At 70.4% G+C, this 13,373-nt stretch carries 9 protein-coding genes; 8 read left to right on the forward strand and 1 reads right to left on the reverse strand.

The genetic code is table 11. From position 1 onward, the window contains the following. Window positions 1-32: 32 nt before the first annotated feature. Complete coding sequence (locus ASD79_RS10270; protein WP_056721193.1) at window positions 33-1,085, reverse strand: hypothetical protein; 1,053 nt, start codon at window positions 1,083-1,085, stop codon at window positions 33-35. 447 nt (window positions 1,086-1,532) lie between these two features. Between ASD79_RS10270 and ASD79_RS10275 the strand changes: the two genes are divergently transcribed. The 8 genes from ASD79_RS10275 to ASD79_RS10310 all read left to right on the forward strand — a co-directional run bounded on the left by ASD79_RS10275 (window position 1,533) and on the right by ASD79_RS10310 (window position 13,171). Then, window positions 1,533-3,050, forward strand: coding sequence for a DNA-3-methyladenine glycosylase 2 (locus tag ASD79_RS10275; protein WP_056721195.1), 1,518 nt, complete (start codon window positions 1,533-1,535; stop codon window positions 3,048-3,050). Next, complete coding sequence (locus tag ASD79_RS10280) at window positions 3,040-3,552, forward strand: methylated-DNA--[protein]-cysteine S-methyltransferase (protein WP_056721197.1); 513 nt, start codon at window positions 3,040-3,042, stop codon at window positions 3,550-3,552. Before ASD79_RS10275 ends, ASD79_RS10280 begins: the two co-directional genes overlap by 11 nt. Before the next feature lie 91 nt (window positions 3,553-3,643). Further along, window positions 3,644-4,486 carry an SMP-30/gluconolactonase/LRE family protein gene (locus ASD79_RS10285; protein WP_056721199.1) on the forward strand — a complete coding sequence of 281 codons (843 nt, stop codon included), beginning with the start codon at window positions 3,644-3,646 and terminating at the stop codon, window positions 4,484-4,486. Between the two features lie 99 nt (window positions 4,487-4,585). Further along, window positions 4,586-6,349, forward strand: coding sequence for a chloride channel protein (locus ASD79_RS10290; protein ID WP_056721200.1), 1,764 nt, complete (start codon window positions 4,586-4,588; stop codon window positions 6,347-6,349). Beyond that, complete coding sequence (locus ASD79_RS10295) at window positions 6,346-7,050, forward strand: helix-turn-helix domain-containing protein (RefSeq protein WP_056721202.1); 705 nt, start codon at window positions 6,346-6,348, stop codon at window positions 7,048-7,050. Before ASD79_RS10290 ends, ASD79_RS10295 begins: the two co-directional genes overlap by 4 nt. Window positions 7,051-7,158: 108 nt before the next feature. Next, complete coding sequence (locus ASD79_RS10300; RefSeq protein WP_056721204.1) at window positions 7,159-7,827, forward strand: class I SAM-dependent methyltransferase; 669 nt, start codon at window positions 7,159-7,161, stop codon at window positions 7,825-7,827. A 42-nt stretch (window positions 7,828-7,869) separates the two neighbouring features. Beyond that, a complete protein-coding gene (locus ASD79_RS10305; protein WP_056721206.1) occupies window positions 7,870-10,194 on the forward strand; it encodes an acyl-CoA dehydrogenase in 2,325 nt (774 codons plus the stop codon). Window positions 10,195-10,474: 280 nt separating this feature from the next. After that, on the forward strand, window positions 10,475-13,171 hold the full coding sequence (locus tag ASD79_RS10310; RefSeq protein WP_056721208.1) for a TonB-dependent receptor: 2,697 nt from the start codon (window positions 10,475-10,477) through the stop codon (window positions 13,169-13,171). The last annotated feature ends 202 nt before the right edge of the window (window positions 13,172-13,373 follow it).

A 13,373-nucleotide genomic window follows, 5' to 3' on the forward strand; every position in this document is an offset into this window, starting at 1 on the left:
GCAGGCCACCTTCCCCCATCAAGGGGGAAGGATCAGTTGCCCGGAACCGGCGACATCGCCGCCACCTCGGGCCCCGTCCCACCGACCGGGATGAACAGCCCCGGCGCCCGGCGCGGCGCGGCGGTCATCATCGGAGACGCCGTTGGGACCCGCGCCCCGCCCGCCGCGTCGGTGACGCACTGGGCGGTGTCGATCAGCGCGTGCTGGCCCAGGCAGAACACGTCCTCGTAGTGCGGCCCCGCCACCGCCAGGCACTGGTAGAGGTTCAGCTTGGCCATCTTCATGCAGAAGCCGCTCTTCTTCTCGTGCATGACGGTGTCGAGCCGGGCGACGTCATCGTCGCCGGCCGCGCCCAGCACCGCCAGGGCGGCCAGGGCCGCGGCCCGCACGGTGACCGGGGTGAAGGCCGCCCCACCCTCGGCGCTCCCACCAAATCCAGGGGACCCGTTGTCGTCACGCGGCGCGGTGGCCGACAGGATCAGCCGGCCGCCGTCCTCGTCGCCGGGGACGAACAGCGCCGCCGACATCGCCTTGACCCGCGCCAGGCGGCCGGCGCTGTCGGCGATCGGGTCCTTGGACCAGTCCTGGTGCTGGATGTCGTAGGCCGACTGCTTGACGGCGCGGCCGGTGACGCCCAGCGGCGTGGCGCGCTGGAGCAGGGCGGCCTGGGCCCGGCTGGCGGCGGCGCCGACGCCGTCGATCTCGATGACGCTTTCCGGATTCTCGGTCAGGCGCGCGATCAGCACGTCCGGCGGCGTGTTGCGCGCCGCCTGCCGCACGCCGTCGATGAAGGCGGTCTCCTGCAAGGCGGCGATGGCCCCGTAGGCGACCATGCCGGCGTCCAGTTGGTCGGCCTGGTAGGCCGCGCCGGTGGCCAGGGCCTGCGCGACCCCGCCGCCATTCTTGAACGCCGCCGAGATCGTCCCCGCCCCGCGGGTATAGGTCTCGAAGGCGCTGGCGGCGGCGACCACGTCGCGGGCCAGGCTGACGCCGGGCGCGCTTCGCTCCTGCCGCGCTGTCGCGAAACCAGAGATGGCGGTGACGGCGACCAGCGCGCTCGCCGCCCAGAGAACTGGATACTTCATGAACTTGCCCCAAACCCCAATCCGAGGCCTATTGGGCGACCATCTCGGTTGATCGGTTTCTAATGTTCATGCCGAATCCGGCGTTAAGGTTCGTGTATTGGACCGTTTTCGATGCGCATCTTGTCGCACCCAAACTTGACCATTGGCCACGATCGCGGCTCTACATCATCGTGATCACGAATTTTAGAAGACCCGGTAACTTCACGACACCGTGAATACTTTATTCTCAAGGTTGCAAATCCCCTCCCCCGTCATCCTCGGACTTGTTCCGAGAACTCCTGCTTCAGCTTCGCTGACGGCGCGGGGGGCGTACGGCGCCGACGGTGTCCGCCCGGCGCACGTCAACGCGGCAGGCGGAGGGGTCCCCGGAACCAAGTCCGAGAATGACGCGGGTGGTGACGTCCGAAAACCGCGAGACGCCGTTCCCCCGAGGACTATGATCGCCGCATGGATCTCGACCCCGACGCCTGTTACCGCGCCATCCAGACCCGCGACGCCCGCTTCGACGGCCGGCTGTTCGTGGCGGTCCGGACGACCGGCATCTACTGCCGCCCGGTCTGCCCGGCCCGCACGCCGCTGCGCCAGAACGTCACCTTCCACGCCACCGCCGCCTCGGCCCAGGAAGCGGGCTACCGCGCCTGCCTGCGTTGCCGGCCCGAGACCTCGCCGCAGCTGGGGGCCTGGAACGGGGCGTCCAACACCGTGTCGCGCGCCCTGGCCCTGATCGAGGCCGGGGCCCTGGACGCCAATCAGGATGGGGGCGACGTCGAGAGCCTGGCCGGGCGCGTGGGCGTCGGCGGGCGACAGCTGCGGCGGCTGTTCCTGCAGCACCTGGGCGCCACGCCGGTCGGGGTGGCCCAGACCCGGCGGGTGCTGCTGGCCAAGCAGCTGATCCACGAGACCGACCTGCCGATGGGCGAGGTGGCCCTGGCCGCCGGTTTCGGCAGCGTGCGGCGCTTCAACGAGACCTTCCAGCAGCTCTACGACCGGCCGCCCGCCGCGCTTCGCCGGCGCAAGGCGATTGGCGCGCCGGCCAACGACGCCATCGTCCTGACCCTGCGCTACCGCCCGCCCTACGACTGGGACGGCATGCTGGCCTTCCTGGCCATGCGGGCCATCCCCGGCGTCGAGGTGGTACGGGACGGCGTCTACCACCGAGCCATCGCCCTGGATGGCGCGGCCGGGACCATCGCCGTGCGGCCGATCGGCGACGACCGGTTGAGCGTGGCCGTGCGCTTCCCCAAGCCCTCGGCCCTGCCGCGCATCCTGGCCCGGGTGCGCGGGGTGTTCGACCTGTCGGCCGACCCGGTGGGCATCGGCGAGGTGCTGTCGCGCGACCCCGACCTGGCGCCGATGATCGCCGCCCGGCCGGGCCTGCGGGTGCCCGGCGCCTGGGACGGCTTCGAGCTGGCGGTGCGGGCGATCCTGGGCCAGCAGATCACCGTGGTGGCGGCCCGCAAGCTGGCCGGCGACCTGGTGGCCGCCCATGGCGAGCCCCTGGCCGCGACTTGGAGCGAGTCGGGGGCCGAGCCCGGCCTGACCCACACCTTCCCCTCGGCCGCCCGGTTGGCGCAGGCCGACCTCAGCGGCATGAAGATGCCCGGAGCCCGCATCCGCTGCCTGTCGGCCATGGCCCAGTCGATCGCCGACGACCCCAACCTGCTCAGCCCCAACGCCAGCCTGGACGACATGGTCAAGCGCCTGCGCGCCCTGCCCGGCATCGGCGAATGGACGGCCCAGTACATCGCCATGCGCCAACTGCGCGAGCCCGACGCCTTCCCGGCCGCCGACGTCGCCCTGATGCGGGCCCTGACCGACGCCGACGGCGTGCGCCCCACCGCCGAACAGCTGCTGGCCCGCGCCGAGGCCTGGCGGCCCTGGCGAGCCTACGCCGCCCTGCACCTATGGGCCTCGCTGGCCGATGAAGGGGCGCCGCCGATCCGGAGGACGGCGCGTGCGGCCTGAACACCTGAAGCTCGACCGCCTGGCCACGCCGATCGGCGAGATCGACCTGGTCACCGACGCCGGCGGGCGGCTGCGGGTGCTGGAATTCCATGACGAGCCCCAGCGCCTGGCCCGGGCCCTGCGCCTGCATCATCGCGACCAGGCGGTGGAGGCCGGGGCGGCGCCGGGGGCGGTGCGCGAAGGGCTGACGGCCTATTTCGCCGGCGAGCTGGGCGCGCTGAAGACCGTCCCCTGGACGATCGGCGGCACGGCCTTCCAGCACCAGGTCTGGCACGCCCTGGTCGAGATTCCGCTCGGCGAGGCGACGACCTACGCCCGGCTGGCCGCGCGGATCGGCCGACCGACCGCCGTGCGGGCCGTCGGCCTGGCCAATGGCGCCAACCCGATCGCCATCGTCGTGCCCTGCCACCGGGTGATCGGCGCCGACGGATCGCTGACCGGCTACGGCGGCGGGATCGAGCGCAAGCGCTGGCTGCTGGCCCACGAGGGCGCGGCCGGCTGAGCGGCCCGACGCTTTTCAGCATCGAAAGCGACCCGACCTGTCGGAATCGGCGGCCGCCGCGCGTCCTGGGAGGACAAGCCCAGGAGATCGCATGCCCAAGCTCGAACCCCGCACCCTGCTTACCGGACTGGTCATGGGCGAGTCGCCCCGTTGGTGGAACGGCCGGCTGTGGATCTGCGACTGGGGCGCGCGGGAACTGGTGGCGATCGACATGGCCGGCGGTCGCGAGACGATCGTCGGCGTCGACGCCCTGCCGTTCTGCATCGACCCGACGCCCGACGGCCGGCTGCTGATCGCCGCCGCTGGCCAGGTGCTGCGCCTCGCGCCACACCGCCAGCTGACGGTCCATGCCGACCTGAGCGTCCTGTCGGACAAGCCGTGGAACGAAATCGTCGTCGACGGCCGGGGCGGCGCCTATGTCAACAACATCGGCTTCGACTTCCCGCACGGCGAGGTGACAACCGGCCTCATCGCTCGCGTCGAGCCGGACGGCCAGGTTCGCCAGGTCGCCGACGACGTGGCCTTTCCCAACGGCATGGCGATCACGCCGGACGGCTCGACGCTGATCGTGGCGGAATCCTACGGCCAGCGCCTGACCGCTTTCGACATCGACCCGGACGGCGGCCTGTCGAACCGGCGGGCCTGGGCGGAGGTCGAGGACCACCCGGACGGGATCTGCCTCGATGCCGGGGGCGCGCTCTGGTACGCCGACGTCGGCAATCGGCGTTGCGTGCGGATCGCCGAAGGCGGCGCGGTGCTGGCCGTGGTCGAGGCCGATCGCGGCTGCTTCTCCTGCGCGCTGGGCGGCCCGGACGGCCGCACCCTGTTCATCGTCGCCAATGACTGGCGCGGGCCGCAAGGCATGGGCGAGCCCGCGCGCACCGGCGTGGTGCTGAGCGTGACGGTCGAGGTTCCGGGCGCGGCCTGGAGATAGGGGCTGTCGCGCCGACGGGGACAATTCCGGCCCCGCGTTGTATCCCCCCGCAACCCCCGTAAGATGGCCGCGCCCACCGGGCGACCGGAACCCTCGCCCATGCCGCTTTCGCTACCGACCTCCACCTCCGTGCGCTGGCTCAGCTGGCTGCGGCGGCGGATCCGGTCGAGCGAGCTGTGGCTGATCGCGGTGGCCACCCTGATCGGCGCGGGGGCCGGCGCCCTGGCGGTGCTGCAAGCCAAGCTGGCCCACGGCCTGCAGGTGCTGCTGTTCGCCATCAATATCGACGAGCGGCTCAGCGCCCAGAGCGTGATCGCCCCGTGGCGGACCCTGGCCATCCCGGCCGGCGGCCTGGTGCTGGGCGTCGCCACCTGGGCCTGGCTGAAATACCGCCCGCGCCCGGCCGTCGACCCGGTGGAGGCCAACGCCCTGCATGGCGGGCGACTGTCGGTGAAGGACAGCGCCTTCATCTGTGGACAGACGATGTTGTCGAACGGGGTCGGGGCCTCGGTCGGGCTGGAGGCGGCCTACGCCCAGGCCGGGTCGGCGATCGCCTCGTTCGTCGGCCAGAGGCTGAACCTGCGGCGGGCCGACATGCGCACCCTGGTGGGAGCCGGGGCGGGCGCCGCCATCGCCGCCGCGTTCGGCGCGCCGCTGACCGGGGCCTTCTACGCCTTCGAGATCGTCATCGGGGCCTACACCGTCGCCAACCTGGCCCCCGTGGCCGCCGCCGCCCTGGCCGCGGTGCTGGTGGCCGAGCGGATGGGCGGCCTGCCCTACCTGCTCAAGACCACCACCCCGGCCGTGCAGTCTTGGTTCGACTACGGCCTCTACGCCCTGCTCGGCGTGATCTGCGCCAGCGCCGGCATCGGCCTGATGCGGCTGGTGGCCTCGGCCGACGGGCTGGTGGCCCGGTCGCCGATCCCCAAGACCTTCCGCCCGGCGGTCGGCGGCCTGGCCCTGGCCGCCATGGCCCTGGTCACCCCCCAGATCCTGTCGGCCGGCCACGGGGCCCTGCACCTGAACCTGACGGCGGCCCTGCCCCTCCAGATGCTGGTCCTGCTGCTGGCCATGAAGGCCCTGGCCTCGGTGGTGTCGCTGAGCTTCGGCTTCCGGGGCGGGCTGTTCTTCGCCTCGCTGTTCCTGGGCACGCTGATCGGCCAGATCTTCGCGGCCCTGACGGTGTATGTGCCCTGGCTGCCGTCGCTGGATCCCACGGTGGCGGCCCTGGTCGGCCTGGCCGCCCTGGGCGTGGCCGTGGTCGGCGGGCCCTTCACCATGTCGTTCCTGGTGCTGGAGGCGACCGGCGACTTCACGGTGGCCGCCGCCGCCCTGGTCGCCTCGCTGATCGCCAGCGCCCTGGTCCGCGAGACCTTCGGCTATTCGTTCTCGACCTGGCGGCTGCACCTGCGCGGCGAGACCATCCGCAGCGCCCACGACGTCAGCTGGATGCAGCCGCTGACCGCCGGGCGAATGATGCGCAAGGACGTCAAGACCGTCACCGCCGACACCAGCCTGGCCGAGTTCCGCCGCCGCTACCCGCTGGGCTCGACCAAGCGGGTGGTGATGCTGGACGACATCGGCCGCTACGCCGGCATCGTCCGAACGGCCCTGGCCTACGCCCACCCCGACGACGGCGAGCGGGCGGTGGCCTTCCTGGCCGACTACGCCGACACCGCCCTGCTGCCCAACCAGTCGATCAAGGACGTCATGCGGGCCTTCGACCACACCCAGGCCGACGAACTGGCCGTCGTCGACCCCGACCGCAAGGTGATCGGCATCCTGTCGGAAGCCTACGCCACCCGCCGCTACGCCGAGGAGCTGGACAAGGCGCGGCGCGAGTTGACGGGCGAGACGGGGTGACGACGCCGGCCGATCACGCCTGGGATGGTCAGCTGGAACTGGGCGACCGGTGGGCGACCTGGCGCGGCTCGGTCGGCGACAGCGTCGCGCACCGGCACCTGGCCGCCCAGATCGCGGTGGCCGACACCCCGATCGGCGTCCGCGACGCCGCCGGCCGGCGGCACGAGGCCCGGGTGGTGTTGATCGATCCCCTGGTTCAGCACCGCTTCGAAAGCCACCGTGGCGCGCGGATGATCTTCGTCGAGGCCATCGCCCCCGGCCTCGATGCGCGGCGAGCCCTCGCCGACCTGGGCCCCGTCCCCGACGACGCCGTCGTCCTGGCCTCGACCGATCCGCGCCTGCGGACCTGGCGGTCGCCCGCGCAGATCCCGTCCAGCGACCTGCCCGAGGCGCTGAAGCGTTCGCTGGCCCGGGTGGAGCGACAGCTCGCCGAGGGTCCCGTGCCGCTGGTCCTGGCGGCGAAGGCGGCCGGGTTGTCGCCCGAGCGCTATCGCCACGTCTTCGTCCAGAGCCTGGGCCTGCCGTTCCGGCGCTATCTGCTGTGGCGACGGGTGCAGCGGGCCTTCGCGGCGATGACGGCCGGGGCCGGCGTCACCACCGCCGCCCACGCGGCCGGCTTCGCTGACGCCGCCCACTTCGCCCGGACGCTGAAGGCGATGTTCGGCGTCACCGCGACCCAGATCATGCGGCCCGGCGCGTAGGGTCCGGGTTCGGCTGGGGACATGTCCATGGGCATGTCCCCCGACCTGTTCCCGACCGCTAGCCGCTACGTTCAAGCGCGCCCGTCCGCCAGCCGCCATCCTCCCCCCATGACCGACACCCGACCCTACGTCCCCGCCCTCGGCCGCCCCGAACTGACCGGCCTCTACGACACCGTCATCGCCCTGATGACCCGCGAGCGCGTCTGGCGCGCGGCGCTGCAGGCCCTGGTCGACCCCAGGCCGGGCGAGACGATCCTCGACGTCGGCTGCGGCACCGGGGCCTTCGCGGTAATGCTGAAGCGGGCCTGTCCGACCGCGCGCGTCATCGGCGTCGACCCCGACTCCGACATTCTGCGCCGGGCCGCCGCCAAGGCCGTGGCGGCCGGGGTCGAGATCGAGTGGCGGCAGGCCATGGGCGACCGGCTGGCCGCCGTCGCCGCGCCGGGGTCGCTGGACAAGGTGGTCTCCAGCCTGGTGCTGCACCAGTGCCCGATGCCCATGAAGTCCGCCATCCTGCGAGCCGCCCACGACGCGCTCAAGCCCGGCGGCCAGCTGCTGATCGCCGACTACGGCCTGCAACGCACGGCCCTGATGCGGCTGCTGTTTCGCCAGGTCCAGATGGTGGACGGCTTCGAGTACACCACGCCGAACGCGTGCGGCGTGCTGCTGCCCCTGATGGCCGAGGCCGGGTTCGCGCCGGTCGAGGAGCGGCGGGTGATCCCGACCCTGACCGGATCGTTTTCCCTCTATGCCGCGCGACGTCCGTTGGAGCCCTGAGCCCCATACGGCGTTTGATGTCCATCCCAACGAGGTGGCGTCATGACCAGCTTCAACCTTCGCCGAGACCTGATCACCCGCCCGATCCTGCAGTGGGCGCGCGGCGTGATGCCGGCCCTGTCGCAGACCGAGCGCGAGGCGCTGGACGCCGGCGACACCTGGTGGGACGCGGCGCTGTTCACCGGCGATCCGGACTGGAACCAGCTGCTGGCCTTCCCGAAGGCGACGCTGCGCCCCGACGAGCAGGCCTTCATCGACGGGGCGGTCAACACCCTGTGCGCCATGGTCGACGACTGGCAGATGACCTGGGAGACCCGCGACCTGTCGCCGGAGACCTGGGCCTATCTGAAGGACCAGAAGTTCTTCGGGATGATCATTCCCCAGCGATACGGCGGCCTGGGTTTTTCCGCCTTCGGCCACGCCGAGGTGGTGCGCAAGATCGCCACCCGCTCGGCCTCGGCGGCGGTGACGGCGATGGTGCCCAACTCGCTGGGGCCGGGTGAGCTGATCCTCAAGTTCGGGACCAAGGCCCAGCAGGACCACTGGCTGCCGCGCCTGGCCGACGGCCGCGAGATCCCGGCGTTTGGTTTGACCAGTCCCGAGGCCGGCTCCGACGCCTCGGCCATGGTCGACGAGGGCGTGGTCTGTTACGGGACCTGGCAGGGCAAGGACGTCCTGGGCATCCGCCTCAACTGGCACAAGCGCTACATCACCCTGGGCCCGGTCTGCACGGTGCTGGGCCTGGCCTTCAAGCTGTACGACCCCGACCATCTGCTGGGGGCGGTCGAGGACATCGGCATCACCTGCGCCCTGGTTCCCACCGACACCCCCGGGGTCGAGATCGGCCGCCGCCACCTGCCGGCCTTCCAGACGTTCCAGAACGGCCCCAACTGGGGCAAGGACGTCTTTATCCCGATGGACCTGGTGATCGGCGGGGCCGAGCGCGTGGGTCAGGGCTGGAAGATGCTGATGACCGCATTAGGCGCCGGGCGCGGCATTTCGCTGCCGGCCATGTCCGGCGCGGCGGCGGCGTTCAGCGCCCTGACCACCGGCGCCTATGCCCGGGTCCGCAGCCAGTTCCACGTGCCGATCGGCAAGTTCGAGGGCGTGCAGGAGCGCCTGGCCCGGATCGCCGGCAACGCCTACCTGCTGGACGGCGCGCGACGCCTGACCTGCACGGGCCTGGACTTCGGCCACCACCCTTCGGTGATCTCGGCGCTGCTGAAGTCGGGGGCCACCGAACGCATGCGGGTGGTGATCAACGACGCCATGGACGTGCATGGCGGCAAGGCGGTGATCGAGGGGCCACGCAACTATATGGGCTCGCAGTATCGGGCCATCCCGGTGGGGATCACCGTCGAAGGAGCCAATATCCTGACCCGCAGCCTGATGGTGTTCGGCCAGGGCGCGATCCGGGCCCACCCCTACATGCTGTCGGAAATCCTGGCGATCGGCGACGAGGACCGCGCCCAGGGCCTGGCCGATTTCGACGCGGTGTTCTGGAAGCACGTGGCCCACGCGATCCGCACCGGCCTGCGGGCCTGGGGCCGGAGCTGGACGAACGGCGCGATCTCTCCAGCCCCCGACGCTGGCCGCGCCACCAGGTTCTATCGTCAAATGGGCCGCTACAGCGCCGCCTTCGCCCTGACCTCCGACATCGCCCTGCTGACCCTGGGCGGCGAGCTGAAGCGCAAGGAGATGCTGTCGGGGCGGCTGGGCGACATCCTGAGCGAGCTCTATTTCCTGTCGGGCGCTCTGAAGCGCTGGGAGGACGAGGGCCGCCAGGACGCCGACTTCCCGCTGCTGCGATGGTGCCTGGAGAGCGGTTTTTCCACCATCGAGCAGCGCTTCGACGAGGTGTTCGCCAACCTGCCCAACCGGCTGGCCGGCTGGCTGCTGCGCATCGCCGTCCTGCCGCTGGGCCCGCGCCGCCGGGGACCGTCCGACCACGTCACCCGCGCCTGCGCCGACCTGCTGCTGGAGCCCTCGGCCACCCGCGACCGGCTGGTCGAGAACGTCTATGTCGGCGGCAAGGACGAGGCGGTCGGCCAGCTGATCGACGCGTTCGAGCGGGTGGTCGCCACCCAACCGATCCATGACCGCCTGCGGGCCCAGAAGATCCGCGACTGGAAGGACGGCGTCGAAGCCGGCTGGGTCACCCCCGACGAAATCGCCGCCCTGGAGGCCGCCGACAAGGCGGTGGCGGCGGTGATCGCGGTCGACGACTTCGCCCATGACGGGCTGGCGGTGAAGAGCCAGGCGGCGGCGCGGCCGGCGGTTTCCGCCGCCAAGGCGGATGGACCGGAGCCTCGCACGCCGGCCTCGGATCTCGGCGAGCAGCGGACGTTCAGCGGGGTGGAGCTGTAAGATCCGCTGGACAGGGCCCCGCGCCGCGAGGCGTGGGAGGGTGAGGGGGTGAAGCCCTCACCGATTTCTCACGACCGCCCTGCCGGCACGCCGGCCAATTCAAAAACCCCTCACCCTCCCACGCTTCGCGCGGGCCCCTCCCTCTCCCCATGGGAGAGGGATAAACGCCGGCTAACTAGGCCGTGGCTTGCCTTGTACTATTGTTATGATAAATAGCGGTACCATAGAGCGACCGTGTCCCTCGAAACGCGGCGCCATCGCAACTGGGGAGGACTTCACGATGTCTCACTACAAGCTGCTCGCCGCCGCCAGCGGTCTGGCCCTGATGGCCGCCGCCGGCGCCCACGCCCAGACGGCCGCGCCGGCCTCCGACACCGCCCAGGTCGATGAAGTCGTCGTCACCGGCGTGCGCAAGAGCCTGCGCGACGCCCTGGCCGTCAAACAGGGTTCGGACAAGGTGGTCGAGGCGATCTCGGCCAAGGACATCGGCGTGCTGCCCGATGTCACCATCGCCGAATCCATCGCCCGCCTGCCCGGCGTCAACGCCACTCGCGACCGCGGCAACGACAGCCAGGCCGTCGTGCGCGGCCTGGGCGCGCGCCTGGTGCTGGGCACCATCAACAATCGCGAAGTCGCCTCCAGCGAGCCGGACCGCAACGTCCGCTGGGAAATCTACCCGTCGGAAGTCGTCTCGGGCGTGCAGGTCTACAAGTCGCAGTCGGCCGACCTGATCGCCGGCGGCGTGGCCGCGACCATCAACATCTCGACCATCGATCCGCTGGACTATCGCGGCCCCAGCGTCGTGCTGCGCGCCGGCCCGGTCTATTACGACGGCGGCAAGGACATCCCGAACTACGGCCAGACCGGCTACCGGGCCTCGGGCTCGTTCGTCCACAAGTTCAACGACGACCTGGCCGTGGTGCTGGGCCTGACCTCGCAGAAGCAGAAGAACGGCTACACCTCGTTCCAGGGCTGGGGCTACAACGACTCGGTCATGCGCCAGCCCCAGGGCGCCAGCGACTACAGCGGCGACCTGAACGGCGACGGCAAGGTCGATCCCACCCCGTGGGGCATGCAGCTGGAGATCAAGAAGATCGACCAGAAGCGCAACGGCGTTTCGACCGGCCTGCAGTGGAAGCCGACCGATCACTTCGAGCTGAAGGCCGACGTCCTCTATTCCGACATCAAGATCACGGAAAACCAGGACCAGCAGATCTACGCCCAGAACATGGGCAACTGGAACAACGGCAACTGGGGCGACTACAACGCTTCGGGCGCGTCCTACACCCTGGTGAACGGCGACGTGGTGGCCGCCACCCTGCCCTACGCCGCCGTCACCTCGGTGATCGCGCGCTACACCGAGGACAAGAAACTGTGGGCCGGCGGCCTGAACGGCAAATGGACCAACGACGCCTGGACCGTGGCGGGCGACCTCTCCTATTCGAAGGCCGAGCGTCGGAACAACTGGCGGGCCGTGCGCACCGAGGTCTATCCGGCCTCGCTGACCTACGACACCCGCGCCGGCGTCAAGCCCAGCGTCACCACCTCGGAAGACCCCACCAAGCTGGCCCAGGTGGCCCCCAGCTATCGCGGCGGCCAGAACGACGGCCCCGAGCATCTGAACGACGAGTTGATGGCCGGCGCCTTCGACGCCACCCGCGACTTCTCGGGCGGCGCGTTCAAGAGCCTGCAGTTCGGCGCGCGCTATTCCGACCGCGTCAAGGACCACGACCAGGCCTCGTGGGCGACCTGCCCCAACCCCGGCAACCTGCCCGTCACCAGCCCCATCGTGAAGGACCAGACCTGGGGCACGTGCTTCCAGTCGGTCACCCTGCCCGCCAGCCTGTTCAGTTCCTACAACATCGGCAGCTTCAACGTGCCGAGCATCCTGACCGGCGACCTGGACGCCATCGCCAAGGCCGCCTACGGCGACCACGGCTTCGACGCCGCCAACGCCGTCGACAACCTGGCCCAGCGCTGGCGCGTGCATGAGAAGGTGGCCGAAGCCTACGGCAAGCTGAACTTCGCCGCCGACAGCATCGGCGGCGCCTGGATGACCGGCAATGTCGGCGTCCGCGTGGTCAGCACCAAGACCGACAGCGAGGGCTATCGTCAGAACCCGGGCCTGGCGACCTTCTCGGCCGTCTCGGTCGGCAACGACTATACCGACGTGCTGCCCAGCGCGAACGTCAAGCTCGACTTCGACCAGGGCCGCGTGCTGCGCTTCGGCCTGGCCCAGGTCGTGGCCCGTCCGCCGCTCGACGAGCTGCGCGCCAGCCGCACCCTGACCACCTGGGCGCCCTTTACCGGCTCGGCGGGCAATCCCGACCTGAAGCCGTTCAAGGCCATCCAGTTCGACGCCTCGGCCGAGTGGTACTTCCGTCCTGAAAGCCTGGTGGCCGCGTCCTACTACTACAAGGACGTCGACACCTATATCGGCTGGAAGCAGACGCCCGAGACCTACAACGGGATCACCTACGCGGTGTCGAGCCCGGTCAATGGCGGCGGCGGCTATATCCAGGGCCTGGAGCTGACCTTCCAGACGCCGTTCTTCTTCCTGCCGGGTCCGCTCAGCAAGTTCGGCGTCTATTCGAACTACGCCTATGTCGACTCCAACCTGAAGGAGTTCCAGCCGGTCACCAAGCCGCTCACCCTCACGGGCCTGGCCAAGGACACCGTCACGCTGGACCTGTGGTACGCCAACGGCCCGTTCGAAGGCCGTATCGGCTACAAGCACCACAGCCCGATGACCGTGATCTACGGCTGGAGCGGCGCCGACCTGCAGACCCTGGAATCGGAAAGCACCTTCGACTTCAGCTCGTCCTATCAGATCACCGACAAGATCGGCGTGCGCTTCCAGGTCAACAACCTGACCAACGAGCGCCTGCGGATGTATCGCGACAACACGCCTGATCGTCTGGGCCGGTACGACCTGTACGGCCGCCGCTACCTGATGGACGTGACGGTGAAGTTCTAGGGCGCTTCCCTCCTCTGTCCGTTTTCCCGGCGAAGGCCGGGACCCAGATTCATCCGGAGCCTCTCGTGGGTTTCACCTGGGCCCCGACCTTCGTCGGGGAAACGGATTTAGGAGCGCCCGCCATTTAGCTCTAGGCATCATCACACCTCCCCGATGATCCTGCGCCTGGGGAGGAAGCTTCGCGCTTCCTCTCTTTTTTCTT

This window comes from Caulobacter sp. Root655 (genome assembly GCF_001427665.1).
In the GTDB taxonomy this organism is placed as follows: Bacteria; Pseudomonadota; Alphaproteobacteria; order Caulobacterales; family Caulobacteraceae; genus Caulobacter.